Below are 20,045 nucleotides of genomic sequence, written 5' to 3' on the forward strand. Positions count from 1 at the left end.
AAATGATCCATTCAAAGTTATGCAAATACCGTGCGCTTCTCGTGCTCGCTGCGATCTCTCTCGCTGGGTGCGATGCATTCTCCTCCGAGCCGACCTACGGCGGGTTGAGTGTCGAGGGCTTTAACTACACGCCTTACAACCTCACGGAGTTCACCATTCGTGATAAATACGGAAATCGTGCGAGCGGTGGAGGTGATCTTCCGCCCAGCGCGGGTGAAGGCCGATTAAGTTGTTGCTATAAGTTGAAGGGAACAGATTTCACAGTGGAATGGGAAGTGTACGACGCCGACGATGCAATCAAGGCGCTGGATGCGCAGGAACAAATCGAGACCGTGCACAAGTTGACGAGAGTTCACGTGCCACCAACGAAAGTGTCCGGTGGATGAGGAACAAAAATCATCGGCTTGCATTTCTATCCAGATGATCATGTGGAGGTTGAGTTCCGGAGTGACTTAGGCGGGACAAGGGTTGACTATACGGCAGTAGACCATTGGTTTCAGACAAAGTATGGAAGGGCAGCAAACCCCGACAATTTGGATTGGGCTGCCGCATATCGTCGAACCGCACGGGTCGCCGCTCAAGGCTGGATGAAGTATCGCTTCACGGATGCGGCCGATCTGGAGCAGTACGTGCATTTCACACTGCTCGTCAATCCGAAGTTCGATGAGCATCCAGTGGTGCGGCGCATCTTGAAGGAAGCGAATGGAAAGTCTGGGGCTTTTGGTGGCGCGATGCAGAAGCTGCCTGCGTCTCTCCTGCGAGAGATCAAGTCCGATAAATTCGACCGTATGACGAGCGGAAAAGAGACTGGCTGAACGGGTTTCACGTCTTGCCGCGCGTGACGAACAGACGGCATTAAGAAACGGAAAAATGACTAATTCAAAGTTTCTCAAACACGGTGCGTTTGCCGTGCTGGCTGCGATGTGTATCGCGGGATGTGATGCATTCGATTCCGAGCCGACCTATGGCGGCTTGAGTGTGGAGGGTTTCAACTACACGTCTTACAACCTCACGAATTTTGTCATTCGTGACAAATACGGCAATCGGGCAAGCGGAGGTGGAGATCTCCCTCCCAGTGCTGGAGAAGGGAGTCTTAGCTGCTGCTATAAGCTGAAGGGCACCGACTTCACGGTTGATTGGGAGCTGTACGACATGGAGGAGTTCTCTAAAGATATCTATGCACCAGTAAAGAAGATACATAAAGTGACAACGGTGCATCTTCCTCCTGTAAGTCGATCAGACAGGACGGGCGCCGATGTTCTGGCAGTACATTTCTATCCGGACGATCACATCGAGTTTGAGTTCCGCAATGATTTGAGTGGTACGAGGATCGACTATACCGAGGTACATCATTGGTTCAAAACGAAATATGGACAGGCAGCAAACCCCGACGGCTTGGATTGGGCTGCTGCCTATCGTCGGACCGCGCGGGTCGCGGCTCAAGGCTGGACGAAATATCGCTTTACCGATCCGGTCGATCTTGAGCAATACGTCTACTACACGTTTTTGGTCAATCCGAAGTTCGACGAGCATCCGGCGGTACTGCGCATCTTGAAGGAAACAGACGGAAAGCCCGGGGCTTTTGGTGACGCAATGCAGAAGCTGCCGGACTCTCTTGTGCGAGAGATCAAGTCCGACAAATTTGACCATGTGAAAAGCGAAAAGAAGAATGGCTAACTCAAATCAACTTGATCCTGCTGATCGAACACCACATGAAGTACTGGACGCCGTCGGCGTAAATACAAGGGCTTACCCGTCCGACGGTTGCATTCCGTGTGGAGCGGTGGTTCATATTGGCCTATTTTTTGACGGGTTTGGGCGTCATCGCGACTACGACGACAACTCGACTTCGCGGTATTCAAACATCTGTCGTCTTTGGGAAGCACATCGGGACAACTTAGATGAACGTCGTAAGGAACAACCGAACCAATTCTGGTATCGCTTTTATTACTCGGGCCTCGGCACCAACCTCAACAAGGAAGCCAGGGACGGACAGATCGTATTAGCAATCAAGGGCAAGGTGTTGAGCGCAGCGAAAGAACAGGTCTCAAAGGCGGAGGCGGTTGCGGAGAAAGTAGCCGGTGTTGACCGGCTGCGATTCGACCCGAAGAGCGCCATCGCCGATGGATTCAAGAAAGGGCTGGAGGAACATTCTTATCGGCCAGTCGTCGACGCGTTCGACGGACTTGTCAAGCAAGCAAAGGCGACGCGCACTAACGCGGGGCGCGTCTTACGGTTCTTCAAGACGGGAACGGTGATCGATCGCGGCCGAACCGCCGCCCGCATCATCAAGAAAGACCTCAAGACGAGCGGCCGTCGCGTCCTTTTCGATCTCAAGAGCGATCCTTGGAAAATGGCCGGGGCTATTGCAGCCGAAGTTTTCAAGTGCTCTTTCGACTTCGTCCCTTTTCTGCGGGATAACTAGGTAGTCGCTCGTTTCATGGGGACGGGGGTGGAACCACGCCTGTCTGCGGCGAAGAGTCAGTTCGAGAAGGCGGTTGAGGACGCCCGATCGAAAATGCCCAAGGTTCAACGCATCAAGGTATCCGTGTTCGGTGCGGACCGCGGTTGCGTACTTGCGCGCGCTTTTCTGAACGACCTGAGTCAGACCTACAAGCACCCGAGCGAAGCGATCCTGGAGTACGGGATTCCGAAGGATCCAAACGGAGCAACCATTCCTATTGAACTAGTATTCGTCGGCTTGCTGGACGCGGTGTCATCGCTCGTGGAAGAGAATGCGCTGATCAGTATGGTGCCGTTGGTGAACGGGATCAAACAGAACTATGGAGATCAAACGCTTGCGATACCGCAGGCCGTTCAGCGCTGCGTCCACTTTGCCGCTGCGCACGAACTGCGTTTTTACCAGCGGCTGGATAGCCTTGAGAAGACACGCGGTGTTCAATACCTGTACCCCGGCACGAGCGAGGACATTATGGGTGGTGCGCCTCCCGGCGCGTTAGGTGCGCGCGCCGAACTTCAACGGGTGGTTTTGCGAGACATGCTGAACGAGGCGCTTTCACATGGTGTCGCTCTCGATATGATGGAAGACCTCTCGCGCTTCAAAGGGGACACATTCCAGCGATTCACCTTGGCCAACCCCATCTCCGATGGTCGAACAACATACAAAATCTGGGAGCTAATAAAGGCCTACCGTGAAATCGTGCCCTACGCTCCGCGCCTGAATTTTGTCGATCACATGCAAGTCTTCCTGCGCTGGATGGCGGTTCGATACATGTCGCCGGAATTCCGCGCCACGGTAACGAATCAGTTCGATGCTTTGGCTACCCAACACGAAGCTCTGTTGAAGGAACGTAAGGACGCAGAGGCGGCCTATCTGGCTTTGCGCAAGCAAACGCCCACACCTGATGCGGTTACTTTGGGCAAAGCACAGAATCGCATGGATGCGGCGGCTAGAGCCGAGATGGAATCGCTACGCAACGCAAGTGTCGAGAGGGCCAGACCGCTCCGTGGGCGTTTGGGAGCGCATCCAGGCCGAATCGGATGACATGATGCAGCGCGAATCGTACGTGGCGGGAATGACCGGTGCAGCGAAGCAAATCCGTGCCGGCACGTCAGCCGCGGAGCAGCCCTATGACGCCGACTCGGAATTGAGCGCTTCGCTTGTCGAGAGCTATATGGGCGCGATGATTACGCCCGAGCAGGAACTTCTGGTTCAGGCGTGGAAGATGGGGTTGAGTGGCAAGAATCCGCTTCCGCCGAAGGTCATGGCGTTATTCGACCTGCTCGTGCATGACACGATGCTCACGAGCTGGCACGATCATGTTCTGTCGCCCACGCTTTATTTCCAGACTCGCGGTGTTGATATGTTCGGCTCAACGGACTTCGATGCCGAAGAGAGGGAACGCGAGCGCGTAGAGAAGAATGCGGACCGCGCTTCGCGGATCAGCCGTGGGTTGAACCCAGCTCCGCGAATGCCTGCGCGCATCTGAATCAGTGCGGTGGTTGCACGCCCCTGGAGCAATGACCGCGTGCCAATTTTCTCGAGAAACAAGACATGTCAGGCATCATCCGAATGGGCGACCGTCACACGGGAGACGGCGCGGTCACGCAAGGTTCGTCCACCTGCGTATTCATGGGCCGCCCCGTCGCCCGCCTTCACGATCGCGTCACATGCCCCAAGCATGGCGACAATCGCATCGCGACGGCAACATCGGGCGCGTTCGACAATGGCGTTGAAGTCGCGCAGCACAACGATAGTTGTGAGTGCGGATGCCGGTTGATCTCTTCTCTGCCAAACAGCGGCAAGTGTTGAAATGGCGCTTGACTTGAACGAGCTGCCGCCTGAAGAACCCGAGTCAGACGAACCTCCTTCGAGGTTTGTCTGGACGGTTATCTTCTTCGTCTTGACCATCGCTGGCATTTTCGCGGTCCTGACGCTGTGGCCTGGCAACGAACCTGCTCAAACTTCGTGGTTCTGGATGTGCGTGGCACTCTACCCGGCGGGTATCGCCGCGTTCATCGTGTTGCGCCGATTCAGCATGTATGAAGGGCGGCGTCTGGATGTTCAAGCGTGGAATGCTGCATGCAAGCGCCACCGTGAGGAAGCGTTTGCCCGGGAAAGCATTCCCATGTTCGTGCTTGGCACGGCGATTCGCGTAACGGAGGACGAGACAGCGGAACTCATGGCGCACATCGAAACCAGGAAGTTGTCACTCACTGCGAACGCTTCGGATTTCACGCAGGATGCGTCCATCACGGCGCGCTGGCTCGAACCTGCGGAGGCATTGTTGGCGGCCGATGACGAGGAGCGCCATGATCTGCTCTTGCCATGGGTTTTCGATAGCCTTCTCGACGAACTGACGGAACGACTCGACGCGCTTCCGGACAAATTTCCGCTGCGCATTGTGCTCGACGTATCGGGTTATCTCGGTGAAGCGGATATCAAGACGGTCTGGACGGCCAGCTGGGCGCGACACGAATTGCGTCGAGCGGAAGCGACGGTCGCAAAAGTGCCGATCGATCTGACGACGATCGATCGATGGCTTGACGATTCGGTGGGACCGTTACACCGCTATGCGGTTCTGCTTGTTTCGGTTTCGCTTCAGGGCATGCTGGATGAGCGTCCCGCCGATGGGTCGGCTGAAGCGGGCGTCGGTCTGCTCCTGAGTTCTCAGGCGCTCGCCGAGCAGCATCAACTGATACCTGACGGAAAGGTGCATCGCCCCCTTAGTTCGACGAGTGGGAATCTGGATCACGCATTGACGTACGCATTGCGTTGGGCGAATGCGGATCCTGCGTCGCTGGATTCGGTGTGGATGACTGGATTGGACGGCGAGTCGGTCGGACCGCTGCACGCGTCCCTCAGTCACGTCGGCGTGCGAACGGAGGAGCAGGAGCCACTGAGGGAGGTTGATCTGGATCGCGCGGTCGGACGGGCAGGCCGATCGGCGGGGTGGCTCGCCGTCGCGTGCGGCGTGGATAGAGCGAATCGGTCGGGCGTGCCGCAGCTCATCGTCCACAAGTCGGGCGAATGCGCCTGTGTTGCCGTGGTGCAGACCAGCCACAATGAATCGAACAACAAAGAATCTTTGCATGACTCGGAAATTCAAGCTTGATTTAATCAGCACGCTGTTCCTCGTTATCTTGCCGGGGCTGCTGGTCTGGCTGCGGCCTCAGTGGATTGGCATTTCGGTAGACAGTCGTGGTCCGGTCATCGTTGCGCTGTGCGGTGTGTTTATCGTGTTGTGGCTTGCGCTCAATTACCACGAATCGTCGCGTGCGGCGACGGCTTATCGGGCTGTCAAAACTTGGGTGTTGAAGAACGGCGGGGCGCCGATGGACGCGTCGCGGACCATGCCGAAGTCTGGCGCGGCGGATATCTCAGAGATGAAGCAATGGCTGGTCGAGCGACACGGCCGGCGTTGGCGTAATCCTGAGTCGTGGGTTTTGCTCGTTGGAGATGAAGCTTTGGTCGGACGTTTGGCGCCGGATCTGATTGAATTCGGCTATGCGAGCGTGGGCGGAGCCATTCTTCTGTATGCGCGACAAACGAACGGCGATTTCGAATCTCAGCGTCTTTCTGACATTCGCCGGCTACGCAGTCGCCGTCCGGTGGACGCCGTGGTCACTGTCACGCGCGCCGATCCTTGCGGTCACGAACCGTTCGATGCACAGATGCTTTCCCGAACGCTCGCGCGATTGGCTCGCGGGTTGCGCTGGTCTGCACCTGTGTATGTTCTGAATGTGGAGGAAGTCGGTAAGAACGCTGTCGATTTGAACGAGGCGATCGGTTTTACGTGGTCCAGTCCCAATCCGAGCGGCGGCGATGTCCGCGCCTCGTTACAGCGTCTGACTTATAGCCTGGCAGATGTCGGTGTGGCTCGGGTATCACGGAATCCGAGAGACCGATCATTCGCGGTGCTTTCACAGCATATCTCGATGTTCCAAGGAGCGCTGGCCGACCTCGTGACGGGCGTGAGACGCTCGAGCTTTGTTCGCAGCAACGTGCATGGACTGTTCTTTTTACCGCTGCCTCAATCGGTAAGTGTGGAGGGATTTCCGCGTGAGGCCGCGCGCGAAGGCAGGGGCGTTCCCGAAACGCCGCGTCGTGCTGTATGGACCGCCATCGCCACGCACAGCCGCAAGGTCCATGGTCGCCGCGTCGGGTTCTCTTGGTCGGCCACGGCCGCCTGGTCGATCGTCGCCGCCACCGCAGTCTGGCTATCGGGATCGATAATTTCGGGCGCATCGAACCGCGCGTCCATGCACGAGGCCGCGTCCACCATAACCAAAGCTTTGTCCACGCAAGACCCGACGCAAGCGCTGCTCGCGCTCGACGCCCTCGACAAGCAACTCGACACGCTCGAATTCCATCGTAAGGAAGGCGCGCCGTTCTTCACGCGTTTCGGCCTGAACCACGACGCCGCACTTTTCGACGCCCTGTGGCCCGCGTATCAGCGCATTGCCTCGCGCGTGCTGATCGAGCCGATCAAGGCGAAGCTCGAAGCACGCCTCCAGCAACTCGCCTCGCTCTCCGACGCGGAAATCGCCAGTGGCGGCAACGCGCAGGTTCAGGCCGCCTACGATACGCTCAAGACCTACTTGATGCTCGCGCATCCCGAGCATGCCGACGCCGCATTCCTGAACACGCAGTTGGTGGCTACCGATGCACCGATGCGGCCGCAGAACGCGTCGGTGACCGCGGGCACATGGGATGACGTGCGTCAGCACGTGATCGCCTTCTACGCGAACCATCTGACGCGTGCAGGGGCGTCGACTTCGGCGCCTGCGATCGATCCCGATTCCGGGCTCGTGGCGGCCACTCGCCAGACCATCATCGGCGTGCGGGGATTGCAAAACTCCACCGATGCGATCTACCAGCAGATCATCGAGGAAACGAAGCCGAAGTACCCGCCCATCACACTCGCGACGCTATTGGGCGACCACCCGAGCCGAGGCCTCTTCAACACGACCGCCACCGTTCCCGGCGTGTTCACCCGCGCCGCGTGGGATGAGCGCATCCCGAAGGCGATCGATGAAGCAAGCGAGCAACGCACCGTCACCGGCGACTGGGTGTTATCCGACGCGAAGATCGACAACACCGCTCCCTCGACGCTCAAAGCCGAGCTGCGCCAACGCTACTTCGACGACTATGCGCGCGCCTGGGCGCAGTTTCTGAACAGCATCCGCTGGCAGAACGCGTCATCGCTGTCTGGCACGGTGGATCAACTGACGCTGTTGGGCGATCCGCAGCGCTCGCCGCTGGTTGCACTGATGAACGCGATCGTCTACCAGGCAAGCGCGGGCTCCGCGACGCAATCGCTTTCGGACAGTCTGATCGCGAAAGCGCAGCAATGGGCGGGCAAGGACGAGCGCGACCCATCGAAGCAAACGCAGCAGCCATTGGCGCCCTTGGCCAATGCCTTCGGTCCGATTCTGCGCCTGACCGGTGCTGATCTCGCAGCGCCCACGCCCGCGAACGGCAAGACCCCCGTGCAAACGATTGCCTTGGGCGAGCTGAGTCTGCCGCGCTATCTGGAGCGTGTGACTGCCATGCGCCTGAAGACGCAGCAGATGATGGCGAGCGCCGACCCCGACGCGATGTCGCGCGCGGCGGCTCAAGCGGTGCTGCAAGGCAAAACCTCCGACATCGCCGACAGTCGTGACTACGCGAGCCGTCTGGCGGCGAGTCTCGGCGAACAGTGGTCGGGTTTCGGGCGTCTCTTCGAAGCGCCGCTCGATCAAACGTGGCAGGTGGTTGTGCAACCGGCGTCATCGAGTCTGAACGAGATCTGGCGCACCTCGATTCTCGCCGACTGGAACCGCGCGTTCGGCGGCCGCTATCCGTTTGCGGATTCGAACAACGACGCCTCGCTGCCCGATATGGCGCGTTTCATGCGCATGGACAACGGCGTAATCGCGAAATTCGTCTCGACGCAGCTTGCGGGCGTGATCGAGCTTCAAGGCGATCATTGGGTGCCCGCGCAAGGTGCAAGCCAAGGAACGCTGACACTCGATCCCGCGTTCCTCACGGCGCTCAACAAGCTCACCCACGTCGCGACTGTGCTGTTTCCTTCGGGCGATGCGCGCGTGCGCTTCGAGTTGCAAGGCGTGGCGACGCCGGGCATCACGGACATGAAGCTGATCTCATCGGGCCAGCAACTGCACTACTTCAACCAGATGGAACAATGGGTGCCGTTCGAATGGCCGGCGCAGGCGCTGGATAACAACGCGCAGCTTCAGTGGGAGACTGAGGAAGGCGGCTTGCGTTCGACGATGTACTCGCAGGGTCGCTTCGCATTCATCCGGCTGCTCGAGCGCGCGAGAGTTTCGCAGCAGGATAATGCGCGCTATCTGCTGTCGTGGACGCCGGACCAGGGCGCGGGGTCCTCGCTCTCGGTGCAGTTGCGCGCCGAAGCGGGCGCGGGTCCGCTTGACGTGCTGGCGCTGCGTCACTTCACACTGCCCTCGCGCATCTTCGTGACGAAGACGCTCGCCGAGAAGGCAACCGGGCAGCCGCCGCCGCCCTTGCCACCTGGTGCGCTGGCTGCCGCGCAGAAGGTTGGCGTCCCGTTACCGGGGGCGAACTGATGCACGCGGCGCGTTAGTCCACGCCGATCTGGAACGCGCGAGTGCGTGGTCCGAAGCGCCCCATCGGCGAATACATCGAACTGTGCAACCGAAAGCGGCCCCCCACTCGAGCCTGGCGGATCAAACGCCGGACGAGGCAGACTTTGCGACGCTAACCGCGATTAAATCGGCAGCATGATCGCCCCGGACGTTCCACCTAAAAAACTCAGAAAACCCTCCGAACGAGCGAGGCCCCCTCTGGCCTCCGCTCAACAGGAAAGAGAAAGCCCCGCGCAAAGCGGGGCAACCATCCTCTCAAACCTCCAACTGCTCCAGCACCTTCCCCTTCGTCTCGATCCCCATGAAATGCACCGCCGCCGCCGCGACGACCGGCACGACCGCGAGCGCATAGAACGCGATGTCCATGTTCCCGCCCATCAGCGTCTTGCCGACGAGCGCCGGCGCGAAGATCGCCGCGATCTTGAGCCATGCGCCACCGAGACCACAACCGAAAGCGCGGATACTCGTCGGATATAACTCCGGCGTATAAACATAAGCGGTGATAAACCCGCAAGCCATGAAGCCGAGCGCGAGCGCGCAGAACGTCGCAACCACATACACAGACTGCGCGACGAACACGCCCGCGCATACCAGCGACACCGCGCACAACACGAACGACCAGTTGATGACCGGCTTGCGCCCGACCTTGTCGACGATCAGCGCGCACGTCAGCGAGCCGATCACGCCCAGCACCGACGCCGCCACCGCAAGATTCAGCGCAAGCTGCAGCGGCGCGTGATAAACCGTCTTGTAGATCGTCGGCAACCACGTCGAGAGACCGTACTGCAGCACGCCGCACGTCATCCAAAGCAGCGCGACGGCGATCGTGCGCTTCAGATACGCCGGCCCGATCAGATCGAGACGGCGCCGCTTCGGATGCCGATTCGCCATCGCTTCGAATTCGGCGAGATTGCCGAGCGGCGGCAACGGCTGCTTGACGGTCGCTTCGAATGCGGAAAGCGCATCGCCCGCTTCCTTCATGCGGCCGCGTTCACCGAGCCAGCGCGGCGATTCCGGCACCAGCGCGCGCAACATGAAGAACAGCACGAGCGGAATGCCGCCGATGAAATACATCGCTTCCCATCCGAATCGCGGCACGATCCACGCGCCGAGCGCATTCGATGCAAGCAGGCCGATCGGAAACACGATCTCATACAGCAGCACGAAGCGCCCGCGTCCATGCGCGCGCGTGATCTCGTTGATGTACGTCGCCGCCACCGGCAACTCGCCGCCGAGTCCGAGCCCCTGCACGATGCGCAACGCGACGAACACGGCGAACGAAGGCGCGAAGCCGCATGCAATGCTCGTCAGTCCGATGATCCCCGAGCTCCACGCGATCGAACGCACGCGCCCGAAGCGTTCCGCAAGCGAAGGAAACAGGAATGCGCCGATCAATTGTCCGATCGATCCCGACGCGATCAGAAAGCCGACCTGTCCCGGCGTAAGCCCCCAACGCTGGATGAGCAGCGGCAAGGTCGCCGCGATGACGATGACATCGAAGCCATCGAAGAACGTCGCCGCGCCGATCAGAATCCGCGCGCGCACTTGCATCGCATTGGCGGGCAGCCGTTCGATGCGCGCGATGATCGATCCCTTCGTGACCGCGTGAGCGGCCGCGCTCGCGTCCGCGACTGTCGTGGCCGTGCCGCCGTGCTCAACGGCCGTGTTGCTCATGCTCCTCATGCCTGCTCCCGTCAATGTGTTATGCGAGTGCCTTCGCCGTATCCGCGAGCGACGCGATATCGACCGCGCGTCCCTGGCTCATCCATTTCTTCGCGACCTTCAGATCGCGCGTCGCGTTGATCGCGATGACGCCGCGCAATACATCGCCTTCGAAGAAGAAGAGCGATGCACGACGCGCGTCCAGATCGCCGCGCACGACAGGCGTCGCGCCCGGCGGAATGTCGCCGAGAATCTGCAGGTTCACGTCGTACTGATCCGACCAGAACCACGGAATCTCCGCATACGGCGTGCGAACGCCGAGCACGGCGCGGGCCGTCGCGATCGCCTGGTTCTGCGCGTTCGCCCACGATTCGAGACGCACGCGGCGCTTCAGCCACGCATTCGGATGATTGGCGACATCGCCGCAAGCGAACACATGTGCATCGTGGGTCGCGCCGAATTCATCGACGACGATGCCGTCGTTCACTTCGATGCCCGCGCTTTCCGCGAGCGCCGTGTGCGGCGCGAGACCGATGCCCGCGACGGCAAAGCCGGCGTCGATGAACGTGCCATCGGCCATCGAAGCGCGCACGCCGCCTTCGCAGTCTTCGAGCGATACGACCGATGCATTCAAACGCACATCGACACCGCTATCGCGATGCAACTTCAGCAGAAAGTCCGACACGCTCGCGGGCACCGAACGTCCGCACAGACGCGGCGCACCTTCGATCACGGTCACATCGACGCCGAGCTTCTTCGCGGTCGCCGCGACTTCAAGGCCGATCCATCCGCCGCCGATCACGAGCAGGCGCTTCGCATGACTCTCGCGCAGACGCTTGCCGATATGCACCGCATCGTCGAGCGTGCGCAGATAGGCAAGATGCGAAGTCTTCACGAGCGATGCCGGCAGACGGCGCGCCGCACCGCCCGTTGCGATGACAAGCCGGTCGTACTGCACTTCGCGTCCGCTCGCGGTACGCACGATGCGCGCATCGCGATCGATCGACGTCGCGCGTTCCGGCTGCCACGCTTCGACGTTCAACGCGGCGAATGCATCGTGATCGACGAGACGCACGGTTTCGATATCCGCTTCGCCCGCGAGCACGGCCTTCGACAACGGCGGGCGCTCATAAGGAAGATGAATCTCGTCGGCGATCATCACGACGCGGCCATCGAAGCCTTCCTTGCGCAACGTCTTCACGATCCAGCCCGCCGCCTGTCCGCCGCCGATCACGACGACTGTCTGAAGATCAGCCATTTTTCCGCTCCGTCATGAACTTGCCTTCGGGCGCCTTCGCCTCTTTCTGGCGGCGCGTGTTGCCGTCGAGACCTCCATCGACGGCCCATTCCGCAAACACGGTCGGACCCGGCTCGAACTCGCGCGGCTGCCATTCGGGCGTGAGCACGTCTTCATCGGCGTAATACTCGATGAGACCGCCCGCCGGATTCTTGAAGTACCAGAAGTACGCCGACGAAACCGGATGACGTCCCGGTCCGAGTTGCGTGGTCCATCCGCAGCGGCTGATATGCAGGCCGCCGCCGAAGACTTCGTGGATGTCGCGCACCGTGAACGCGACGTGATTCAGGCCGCGTTTTCCATCGGGTAGTTGCAAGAGAAACAAATCGTGATGACCGCCGTGCGGCGCGCAACGCATGAACGCGCCGCGTCCCGGATAGCGATCCGATGTCTCGAAGCCGAGCAGCTCGTGATAGAACTTTTCCTGCTCCCCGACGCAGTTTGTGAAGAACACGACGTGTCCCACTTCGACGGGTTCCGCGCGCTCATAGACGGGGCTCGGCGTATCGATGCGCTGCGCGTTGCCCCACACGTTCGACAGTGAGCCCTTCACGTCGATGTCGCGCTTCTTCGTCACTTCCACACGAATCGCCATGCCGTTCGGATCGATGCAACCGACCGCATCGTCGGTTTCGATGTGACCGGGCTGGCCCGCGAAGCGTCCCCGCAATGCGTCGAGTTCGGCGCGCGTCGCGACGGACCACGTCACTTCGCGCAACGTCGGACCGCCTTCGAATGCGGGCGGCAGCGCGGGATCGTCGGCCAATGCAAGCAGCACTTCGCAGCCGTTGAGCGTTTCGAAACGCGCGCGCGCTTCATCGTGCGCGACTTCCTTCAATCCCCAGTCCGCGAAAAAGCGCCGGCAGGTGTCGAGATCGGTCACGCCGTAGGTGATGCGTTCAATGCCAAGGATCGTCATGGCAACTCCTTCAGTTCGCCCACGGCAGCGGGGCATCGTTCAAGCCCCAGTACAGGCTCTTTTGCTGCATGTATTCGCGCAGGCCGAGACGGCCTTTCTCGCGTCCCATGCCGCTGTCTTTCCATCCGCCGAAAGGCGTCGAAATCGAAAACTGCTTGTACGTGTTGATCCAGACCGTGCCCGCGCTCAACGCGCGCGCGAGGTTCCATGCGCGCTTGTAGTCGCGCGTCCAGATGCCGGCGGCGAGACCGAACACGCTGTCGTTCGCTTGTTGCAACAACGCGGCTTCGTCGTCGAAGGGCAGGGCGGCAAGCACCGGGCCGAAGATTTCTTCCTGACACATGCGCGCATCGTTCGCGAGACCTTCGATGATCGTCGGCAGATAGAAGAAGCCTTTCTCGCGGCCATCGCCCGTCGGACGTTCGCCGCCGCACAACAGCGTGCCGCCTTCTTCGAGACCGAGCGCGACATAGCGTTCGATGCTCTCGCGATGCTGCGATGTGATGAGCGGACCCATCTGCGTGATTTCGCGCGTGGGATCGCCGACGCGCAGCCTGCGTGCGCGATCGACGAGACGCGACATGAACTCGCCGTACACCTTGCGTTCGACGAAGAGCCGCGATCCCGCGATGCACGATTCGCCCGATGAACTGAAGATGCCGTACAGCACGCCGTTCACTGCGTGATCGAGATCGGCATCGGCATAGACGATGGTCGGCGACTTGCCGCCCAGTTCGAGCGATACCGGCATCAGCTTTTCCGCGGCAAGACGCGCAATACCGCGACCGACTTCGGTGCCGCCCGTGAACGCGACCTTCTTGACGAGCGGATGACGCACGAGCGCATCGCCGATGACCGAGCCCTTGCCGGGCAACACGCTCACGACGCCTTTCGGCACGCCCGCTTCCTCGCAGATGCGCGCGAGCGCAAGCGATGCCAGCGGCGTCACTTCAGCGGGCTTCAGCACGACCGCGTTGCCGGCCGCGAGCGCAGGCGCGAGCTTTTGCGCATCGGATGCGATCGGCGAATTCCACGGCGTGATTGCCGCGATGACGCCGAGCGGTTCGTGCACGCTCATCGTCAGATAATCGCCGCGTGAAGGCGTGAGTTCTTCTTCGAGCGTTTCGAGGCACGCTGCGAAGTAGCGGAACGTGTTGGCCGCGCTCGTGACCAGGGCGCGCGTTTCGCTGATCGGCTTGCCGTTGTCGCGGCGCTGCAATTGCGCGAGCGCTTCATGACGCGCTTCGATCAGATTCGCGATGCGATGCAGAACCGCAGCACGCTGATGCGGCTTCAGTCCGGCCCAATCGGCCTGCCTGTAAGCGCGATCCGCGATCTCGACGGCTTCGCGCGCGTCGTCGGCATCGGCGGTGCTGATCTCCGCGTTGACGGATTGATCGGCGGGATAGATGCTCGCGTACTGATTGCCGCGCCCTTTGCGCCACTCGCCGCCGATATAGATATCGCCGGACGCTACGAGCGAAGTGTCGGGATGATTCATCTTTCTGAAGCTCCTTAGATGACGCAACGCGCGGCGCGATTGCGCAACGCACGGATTGCGCTGAATGCAGTCAACGCCGATGTCTTCGGATTCGACGGCAACGGCTTGCCGCACATTTCCAGCGACATCTCGCCGAACGCGCCGCGTGCGACGATGCGATGCACGTTGCGCTCGACAGCCGGATCGGCGATGAGACGCACGCGTGTGCCATCGAGCCCGAGTCCCGCCAACGCGATGGTCGCCGCGACGTTCGCGTTCTTCGGATAGAGACGCGCCGCATCGCGTGCAGTGCCTTCGAAGATGACCTTTTCTTCAGTCAGCGACTTCAGATCGCAGAGCGTTTCAGCAGGCGTGCCGAGCCAGCCGAGCGGCGGCTTGCGGCCGGTGTACTGCACGTCGTCCAGGCCGCCTTCCTTCGCGGCGGCGAGCGCATCGACGCCGCCGATCGCACCCGAGAGCAGCGTGATCGTGGCCGCGCCTTCATTGGCGGCATTGGCGAGGGCATCGAGCAAGCCGGCTTCCGACAGCGCGCCGATCGATGCGACCGCGCAATCCGTGCCCGACTTCAGCAACGGCACGACATGATCGACGAGCGCCGCATGTCCCGCGCATTCGAGCGCGAATTCCGGATGACTGGCGAGCGCATCGACGTGCGACACGACATCGACGTTATCGCCGAGCACGGCGCGCACGTTGTCGCGATCGCGTTCCGGCACGATCACATGCGAGATGCGAACGAGCGGATCGTTGTCGAGCGCGCGATACACCGCCGAACCGATCGCGCCGAAGCCGATCATCGCGATGTCGATCGCTTGCCGTGCATGGAGGGGATCACGCATATTCCGGCTCCTTCGGCTCTTCCTTCTTGACGGGCGGCCCGGCGAACGCGGTCGCGAACGAGCCGACCGACAGCATGTCCACTTCGACCAGCACCGGGCCATCGATCGCGAGCCCTTCGCGCACGATGTCATCGGCCTGATCGAGCGACGTGATGCGGCGATGCGCAAGGCCGAGACTCGCGCAGAACTGCGCGAAATCCGGCTGATGCAGATCGACGAACATGCGGCGTCCGCCGTAGTTCGCGTCCTGAATGTTGCGGATCACGCCGTAGCATTGATCGTTCATCAGCACGATCATGACGTTGGCCTTTTCCTGCACGGCGGTTGCGAGCTCGCCGACATTGACCATCAGACCGCCATCGCCGACGAGCGCGACAGTCTTCTTCGCCGCGCCCGAAAGCGCGGCGCCGATCGCCATCTGCATGCCTTGCCCGATGCCGCCGCCGAGCGCATGCACGCCCGCGCGCGGATTGAAAATCTTCAGCAGGCGGTTGCCCCACGTGCTGTTGGAGATCGTCACGTCGCGGACCCAGTTGTAATCGCGGCCCACCGCGCGTTGCAGCGAATCGACGAGACGCTTGTACGGTCCAAGTCCCTTCGACACTTCCGCGACGGCCGTTTCGCGCGCTGCCGCGAGATCGCTCGCGAACGCGGCATCGATGCGGATGCGGCCTTCGAGCAGCGTCGCGAGTTCATCGAGCACGCGCGATGCATCGCCATGCACGAAGAGTTCGTTGCGATAGCCGCGGTTATCGGCGAGCGCATCGGCGTCGATGCGATAAAGCGGCTGCGGCAGCGCGAGCTTGTACTTCAGCGTTTCGTTGCCGCGCAGACGCGAGCCGACGACGACGAGCGCATCGCAGGTCTTGTAGAACGCTTCGACGGACGGATGCACGTTGAATGCGCCGAGCGTCGCCGGATGATCTTCCGGCAGCACGCCGCGACCTTGCACGCTTGTCACCACGCCGAAGCCGAGCTTCACGAGGCGCTCGACCGCGCCGCGCGCATGACGCGTGCCGCCGCCGAGCCATAGCAACGGACGCTTCGCGTTCGTGAGCGCATCGGCGAGTTGCTTCACGCGCAGACTGTCGTGCGTGAGCATGCCGACGTGCGGCGCGGCGAGATCGGCGGGCCATTCGATTTCAGCGGCCTGAATGTCGATGGGAATCTCGACGCTCACCGGGCCCGCAGGCGCAGTGAGCGCGACGCGCACGGCTTCGCGAATCGTCGGCAACGCGGTGTCCACGGTGCGTACGCGAAACGCCGCCTTGGAGATGGATTGCAGCATCGACAACTGATCGGGCGCTTCGTGGATATACGCGAGATCCTGATCGAGATACTCGGTTTCGATCTGCCCGGTGATATGCAGCAACGCCGTGCCCGCCGTCAGCGCTTCGACCATCGCGCCCGCTGCGTTGCCGGCAGCCGTGCCCGTCGACGTGAACGCGACGCCGAGTTCGCCGGATACGCGCGCGAGTCCGTCGGCCATGTTCAGGGCGCCCGCTTCGCCGCGCGCGCCGACATAGCGGATGTTGCCGCGACGCCCGATCGCATCGAGGATCGGCATATTGTGAATCGAGATCACGCCGAACGCCGTGCGGACGCCGCATTGTTCGAGGAACGCGGCGATCAGTTCGCCGACCGTGGTTTTTTCAGACATGACGAGCAAAGCCTCCGGAAACATCGATATGGCTGCCGGTCGTGTACGACGACAGCGTTGTTGCGAGATAGAAGAGCGCCTGCGCCGCTTCTTCGGGCAAGCCGAAGCGGGCGAGCGGAATGTTTTTCTTGCGCGCGAGCTCGCCGGTCCATTCTTCCCAGCTTTGGCGCGTGGGGTTATCGGCGTTCTCGTCCAAATAGTTCTGATAGCGACGCTTCCATTGCCCCGATTCGACGATGCCGATCAGAATCGAATTCACGCGGATGCGTTGCGGCGCGAGTTCCGTCGCAAGCGATTTCACGAGACTCAACACGCCCGCGCGCGCCGATGAAGTCGCGACCATATGCGGCTCCGGTTGCAGCGCGAGCAGCGAGTTCACGCAGACGATCGCGGGCGAAGGCGCATCTTTCAGCATCGGCAAGAAGGCGCGCGTCGGACGAATGATGCTGAAGTACTTCAGTTCCAGTTCGTCGCGCCAGGCGTCGTCGGTGGTATCGGCGAATGTGGAGACGCGGCCCTGACCCGCGTTATTCACGAGCATGTCGACGCGGCCGAAGCGTTGCATTACCTGCGATGCGAATGCGTTCACTTGCTCCGCGTCGAGCACGTCGCAACGCGCGGCGAACAGTTGCGCTTGCGGGAATTCATCGGCGAGCGTTGCCTGCGCGCCTTGCAGACGTTCGCTGTCGCGCCCGCAAATGGCCACCGATGCGCCCGCTTGCAAGAACAACTTCGCCGTCGCGAGACCGATGCCCGACGAACCGCCGGTGACGACAGCGACCTGGTCCGAGAGATCGATTCGAATCATTGCAACCCCAGAGATTTCATGTAGCGGTTCGACGCGGACGCACGCGCGCCCGGGCGATAGTTGAGACGCATCGAGAGCGCCTCGGCGGCTTCGCGAACCTTGTCGACGAGACCGCTGTCGAGCAACGCTGCGTCGATCTCGGGACGCGGAATCGTCGTCGTGATGACGGCGACGATGCGTCCCGTGTCGTTGCGAACGGGCGCGGTGACGACCGATATGCCGCGCTCGAACGACGACTGGCTTGTCGCGTAGCCGCATTCGGCGTCTTCCTTCACGCGCTCGAAGAGCTCTTCGACCGTTTCGGGCGTGGACGTCGTGAAGCGTTCGAGATGCGCTTCCGGATAGAGCGCGCGCAGTTCATCGAGCGAAAGATCGCCCATCAGAACGTGGCCGTGCGTCGTCGCATGGGCGGGAAGGCGCGTGCCGACGTTCACCTTCACCGAACTGAAGATAGGCGCGTGACTCTGCGCTTTCGCGACGAACACGACATCGCGCCCATCGCGAATGAGAATGTGGCTCGTGAGACCGGTCGCGTCGCGCAATGCTTCGATGATCGGCAGGCCGAGATCGGTGAGTTCGAGTGAGCTCAGATATTCGAAGCCGAGACGCAGCACGGCGACGCCCAGCCGATAGTTGCGGTCCTTGTCCGCGCGCTCCAGAAAGCCGAGCGATTCGAGCGTCTGCAACAGGCGGAAAACCGTCGTGCGCGGAATGCCGAGGCGTCGCGACAATTCGGGCGCGCCAAGCACCGGTTCGCGCGGCGAGAACTCGGTGAGGATCTTCAATCCGCGTTCGAGTCCCGGCACGATGTAAGTCGGTTCGCCCTTGTCGGCTTCTTCCGTGGCGAGGGATGTCATTGCGGTACTCCGTCTTTCGTGTGGCATTCGATGCTTTCGCAAAACGCATCGATCAATGCGGTGTATGCAGCGGGTGATTCGACGTAGCCTGCATGGCCCGCACGCGGCATCACTTGCAGATTGACCCGCGCGGCCTGCGCGATGCGCTCGCATGCGTCGGGCGGCGTGATCGCATCGTCCGCGCCGACGGCGACCGCGATGCGTCCGTGAAAGCGCGCGATATCCGCTGCGAGATCGGCGTTGGCAAGCAGATGCGTCGCTTGCGCATAGCCTGCGGGGACGATGCGCGCCATGTTCCAGCGGACCCATTCGCGCGCTTCATCGTCGGCGTAGTGCGAAAGCATGTTGGCGCTGCGCTCGCGTGCGAGTCCTTGCGGGCCGAGTTCGTTCAGCATCTTCAAACGTGCATCGCGTTTCGAATCGCGCACTTCCTTCGATGCAGCGCCATAACCCGCAGCCGGCGATATCAGCAGCAGGCCCGCGACGCGCTGTGGCGTATGCACGGCGAATGATCCCGCGATGATCGCGCCTAGCGAATGGCCGACGATCACGCATCGATCGATATCGAGCGCATCGAGCCACGCGCGCAACGCTTGCCCGTAATCGAGCGCAAGCGGCGAATCGTTACGTATGCAACTAGATTCGCCATACCCCGGCGCGTCCCATGCGATGACACGCCGCTTCGCACCGAGCGCGTCGAGCTGCCGGACCCACGACGCCGCGCCCGACCCGATCCCATGCAGCAGCACGACGGGCAGCGCGCGCCGATGCATCGCACCTGCCTCGCGATAACCCGTGATGCCGTGCGCGGTTTCGATATGCGTGTCGGGAAAGCACGCGAGCGTCTGGATGTTCATGCGAGCCTCAGCGCTTCAACTTCGCCAGCGGCGAATCCGGCGGATACGTCGGCGTGATGGGTTTCGGCGCGCCGAGCATCACGCACATCAGCGCGTCTTCCTCGCCGATGTTGATCTCCGTGCGATACACGCCCGGCGGCACGGAAATGAGATCGCGCTCGCCGAGCACGGCTTCCCACGTTTGTCCGTCCTTCTCGCAAACGACTTTCATCTTTCCGCGCAGCACGAAGAAAATCTCTTCTACGTCGATATGAATATGACTCGGCCCGATGTTGCCGGCGGGAATGACCATCGTCGAAAACGTGAAGCTGCCTGCGGGAATCGTGTTCATGTCCTTCGATACACCCGTGCCGCCCGTGCCGACATAACGCATCTGCGCGCGACGATACTTCGGGTCGTAGTCGGCCTGGAACTTGAGCGCGTCCCAGTCGTAACGGCGCGTTTCGAGGCGCGCGACGCGCGTGTCCATCCATTGTGCGAAGCTCGCTTCGGCGGGCTGATCCCACGACTTGCGTTCGATGTCTGCATCGGCCATTGCTTTCTCCAGGTTCCAAT

19 protein-coding genes are annotated in these 20,045 nt (G+C 61.4%); 9 read left to right on the forward strand and 10 right to left on the reverse strand.

The annotated features are described in order from the left end of the window. Positions 1 to 2: 2 nt before the first annotated feature. From QCE49_RS18955 to QCE49_RS18995, 9 genes are all read left to right on the forward strand, one after another. Positions 3 to 386: a hypothetical protein gene (locus QCE49_RS18955; RefSeq protein ID WP_309806289.1), complete on the forward strand. Its 384-nt coding sequence runs from the start codon at positions 3 to 5 to the stop codon at positions 384 to 386. A 201-nt stretch (positions 387 to 587) separates the two neighbouring features. Then, complete coding sequence (locus QCE49_RS18960; RefSeq protein ID WP_309806291.1) at positions 588 to 815, forward strand: hypothetical protein; 228 nt, start codon at positions 588 to 590, stop codon at positions 813 to 815. Positions 816 to 870: 55 nt separating this feature from the next. Then, the gene (locus tag QCE49_RS18965) at positions 871 to 1,677 is read left to right on the forward strand and encodes a DUF3304 domain-containing protein (RefSeq protein WP_250457850.1); all 807 of its coding nucleotides are present in this window, start codon (positions 871 to 873) and stop codon (positions 1,675 to 1,677) included. Continuing rightward, positions 1,670 to 2,425: a hypothetical protein gene (locus QCE49_RS18970; protein ID WP_250457851.1), complete on the forward strand. Its 756-nt coding sequence runs from the start codon at positions 1,670 to 1,672 to the stop codon at positions 2,423 to 2,425. The genes QCE49_RS18965 and QCE49_RS18970 overlap by 8 nt, the downstream gene beginning before the upstream one ends. A gap of 93 nt (positions 2,426 to 2,518) precedes the next feature. Beyond that, complete coding sequence (locus tag QCE49_RS18975; RefSeq protein ID WP_250457852.1) at positions 2,519 to 3,505, forward strand: DUF2235 domain-containing protein; 987 nt, start codon at positions 2,519 to 2,521, stop codon at positions 3,503 to 3,505. A gap of 1 nt (position 3,506) precedes the next feature. Next, the gene (locus QCE49_RS18980; RefSeq protein WP_250457853.1) at positions 3,507 to 3,950 is read left to right on the forward strand and encodes a hypothetical protein; all 444 of its coding nucleotides are present in this window, start codon (positions 3,507 to 3,509) and stop codon (positions 3,948 to 3,950) included. A 65-nt stretch (positions 3,951 to 4,015) separates the two neighbouring features. After that, positions 4,016 to 4,273 carry a PAAR domain-containing protein gene (locus tag QCE49_RS18985; protein ID WP_250457854.1) on the forward strand — a complete coding sequence of 86 codons (258 nt, stop codon included), beginning with the start codon at positions 4,016 to 4,018 and terminating at the stop codon, positions 4,271 to 4,273. Between the two features lie 13 nt (positions 4,274 to 4,286). Continuing rightward, positions 4,287 to 5,576, forward strand: coding sequence for a hypothetical protein (locus QCE49_RS18990; RefSeq protein WP_250457855.1), 1,290 nt, complete (start codon positions 4,287 to 4,289; stop codon positions 5,574 to 5,576). Next, positions 5,554 to 9,051, forward strand: a complete 3,498-nt coding sequence (locus QCE49_RS18995; protein WP_250457882.1) for an ImcF-related family protein — start codon at positions 5,554 to 5,556, stop codon at positions 9,049 to 9,051. The genes QCE49_RS18990 and QCE49_RS18995 overlap by 23 nt, the downstream gene beginning before the upstream one ends. A gap of 294 nt (positions 9,052 to 9,345) precedes the next feature. Here the strand turns inward: QCE49_RS18995 and QCE49_RS19000 are convergent, their stop codons facing one another. Genes QCE49_RS19000 through QCE49_RS19045 form a run of 10 tightly spaced genes read right to left on the reverse strand, consistent with a single transcriptional unit; the run spans position 9,346 to position 20,025 of the window. Continuing rightward, positions 9,346 to 10,764, reverse strand: a complete 1,419-nt coding sequence (locus QCE49_RS19000; protein ID WP_250441592.1) for an MFS transporter — start codon at positions 10,762 to 10,764, stop codon at positions 9,346 to 9,348. A 28-nt stretch (positions 10,765 to 10,792) separates the two neighbouring features. Continuing rightward, positions 10,793 to 12,010 carry an NAD(P)/FAD-dependent oxidoreductase gene (locus QCE49_RS19005; RefSeq protein ID WP_250457856.1) on the reverse strand — a complete coding sequence of 406 codons (1,218 nt, stop codon included), beginning with the start codon at positions 12,008 to 12,010 and terminating at the stop codon, positions 10,793 to 10,795. Beyond that, positions 12,003 to 12,968, reverse strand: a complete 966-nt coding sequence (locus QCE49_RS19010; protein ID WP_250457857.1) for a VOC family protein — start codon at positions 12,966 to 12,968, stop codon at positions 12,003 to 12,005. The genes QCE49_RS19005 and QCE49_RS19010 overlap by 8 nt, the downstream gene beginning before the upstream one ends. Positions 12,969 to 12,978: 10 nt before the next feature. Further along, complete coding sequence (locus QCE49_RS19015) at positions 12,979 to 14,469, reverse strand: aldehyde dehydrogenase (RefSeq protein WP_250437496.1); 1,491 nt, start codon at positions 14,467 to 14,469, stop codon at positions 12,979 to 12,981. Positions 14,470 to 14,483: 14 nt separating this feature from the next. Next, positions 14,484 to 15,308, reverse strand: coding sequence for an aspartate dehydrogenase (locus QCE49_RS19020; RefSeq protein ID WP_008346008.1), 825 nt, complete (start codon positions 15,306 to 15,308; stop codon positions 14,484 to 14,486). Next, positions 15,301 to 16,968, reverse strand: coding sequence for a thiamine pyrophosphate-binding protein (locus QCE49_RS19025; RefSeq protein ID WP_008346007.1), 1,668 nt, complete (start codon positions 16,966 to 16,968; stop codon positions 15,301 to 15,303). The genes QCE49_RS19020 and QCE49_RS19025 overlap by 8 nt, the downstream gene beginning before the upstream one ends. Then, on the reverse strand, positions 16,961 to 17,776 hold the full coding sequence (locus tag QCE49_RS19030) for an SDR family oxidoreductase (RefSeq protein WP_250457858.1): 816 nt from the start codon (positions 17,774 to 17,776) through the stop codon (positions 16,961 to 16,963). The genes QCE49_RS19025 and QCE49_RS19030 overlap by 8 nt, the downstream gene beginning before the upstream one ends. Beyond that, positions 17,773 to 18,633 carry an IclR family transcriptional regulator gene (locus tag QCE49_RS19035; RefSeq protein WP_250457859.1) on the reverse strand — a complete coding sequence of 287 codons (861 nt, stop codon included), beginning with the start codon at positions 18,631 to 18,633 and terminating at the stop codon, positions 17,773 to 17,775. The genes QCE49_RS19030 and QCE49_RS19035 overlap by 4 nt, the downstream gene beginning before the upstream one ends. Further along, positions 18,630 to 19,490: an alpha/beta fold hydrolase gene (locus QCE49_RS19040; RefSeq protein ID WP_250457860.1), complete on the reverse strand. Its 861-nt coding sequence runs from the start codon at positions 19,488 to 19,490 to the stop codon at positions 18,630 to 18,632. Before QCE49_RS19040 ends, QCE49_RS19035 begins: the two co-directional genes overlap by 4 nt. Before the next feature lie 7 nt (positions 19,491 to 19,497). Then, positions 19,498 to 20,025: a cupin domain-containing protein gene (locus tag QCE49_RS19045; protein WP_008345999.1), complete on the reverse strand. Its 528-nt coding sequence runs from the start codon at positions 20,023 to 20,025 to the stop codon at positions 19,498 to 19,500. Positions 20,026 to 20,045: the final 20 nt, after the last annotated feature.

The organism is Caballeronia sp. LZ008, from assembly GCF_031451435.1.
GTDB classification, from domain to species: Bacteria; Pseudomonadota; Gammaproteobacteria; order Burkholderiales; family Burkholderiaceae; genus Caballeronia; species Caballeronia zhejiangensis.

Coding starts and splice junctions, on each gene's coding strand:
- QCE49_RS18960 (WP_309806291.1), top strand. CDS start 588: ATGAAGTATCGCTTCACGGATGCGGCCGATCTGGAGCAGTACGTGCAT.
- QCE49_RS18955 (WP_309806289.1), top strand. CDS start 3: ATGATCCATTCAAAGTTATGCAAATACCGTGCGCTTCTCGTGCTCGCT.
- QCE49_RS19005 (WP_250457856.1), bottom strand. CDS start 12,010: ATGGCTGATCTTCAGACAGTCGTCGTGATCGGCGGCGGACAGGCGGCG.
- QCE49_RS18965 (WP_250457850.1), top strand. CDS start 871: ATGACTAATTCAAAGTTTCTCAAACACGGTGCGTTTGCCGTGCTGGCT.
- QCE49_RS18995 (WP_250457882.1), top strand. CDS start 5,554: ATGACTCGGAAATTCAAGCTTGATTTAATCAGCACGCTGTTCCTCGTT.
- QCE49_RS19030 (WP_250457858.1), bottom strand. CDS start 17,776: ATGATTCGAATCGATCTCTCGGACCAGGTCGCTGTCGTCACCGGCGGT.
- QCE49_RS18980 (WP_250457853.1), top strand. CDS start 3,507: ATGATGCAGCGCGAATCGTACGTGGCGGGAATGACCGGTGCAGCGAAG.
- QCE49_RS19040 (WP_250457860.1), bottom strand. CDS start 19,490: ATGAACATCCAGACGCTCGCGTGCTTTCCCGACACGCATATCGAAACC.
- QCE49_RS19020 (WP_008346008.1), bottom strand. CDS start 15,308: ATGCGTGATCCCCTCCATGCACGGCAAGCGATCGACATCGCGATGATC.
- QCE49_RS18985 (WP_250457854.1), top strand. CDS start 4,016: ATGTCAGGCATCATCCGAATGGGCGACCGTCACACGGGAGACGGCGCG.
- QCE49_RS19025 (WP_008346007.1), bottom strand. CDS start 16,968: ATGTCTGAAAAAACCACGGTCGGCGAACTGATCGCCGCGTTCCTCGAA.
- QCE49_RS18975 (WP_250457852.1), top strand. CDS start 2,519: ATGCCCAAGGTTCAACGCATCAAGGTATCCGTGTTCGGTGCGGACCGC.
- QCE49_RS19015 (WP_250437496.1), bottom strand. CDS start 14,469: ATGAATCATCCCGACACTTCGCTCGTAGCGTCCGGCGATATCTATATC.
- QCE49_RS19000 (WP_250441592.1), bottom strand. CDS start 10,764: ATGAGCAACACGGCCGTTGAGCACGGCGGCACGGCCACGACAGTCGCG.
- QCE49_RS19010 (WP_250457857.1), bottom strand. CDS start 12,968: ATGACGATCCTTGGCATTGAACGCATCACCTACGGCGTGACCGATCTC.
- QCE49_RS19045 (WP_008345999.1), bottom strand. CDS start 20,025: ATGGCCGATGCAGACATCGAACGCAAGTCGTGGGATCAGCCCGCCGAA.
- QCE49_RS18970 (WP_250457851.1), top strand. CDS start 1,670: ATGGCTAACTCAAATCAACTTGATCCTGCTGATCGAACACCACATGAA.
- QCE49_RS19035 (WP_250457859.1), bottom strand. CDS start 18,633: ATGACATCCCTCGCCACGGAAGAAGCCGACAAGGGCGAACCGACTTAC.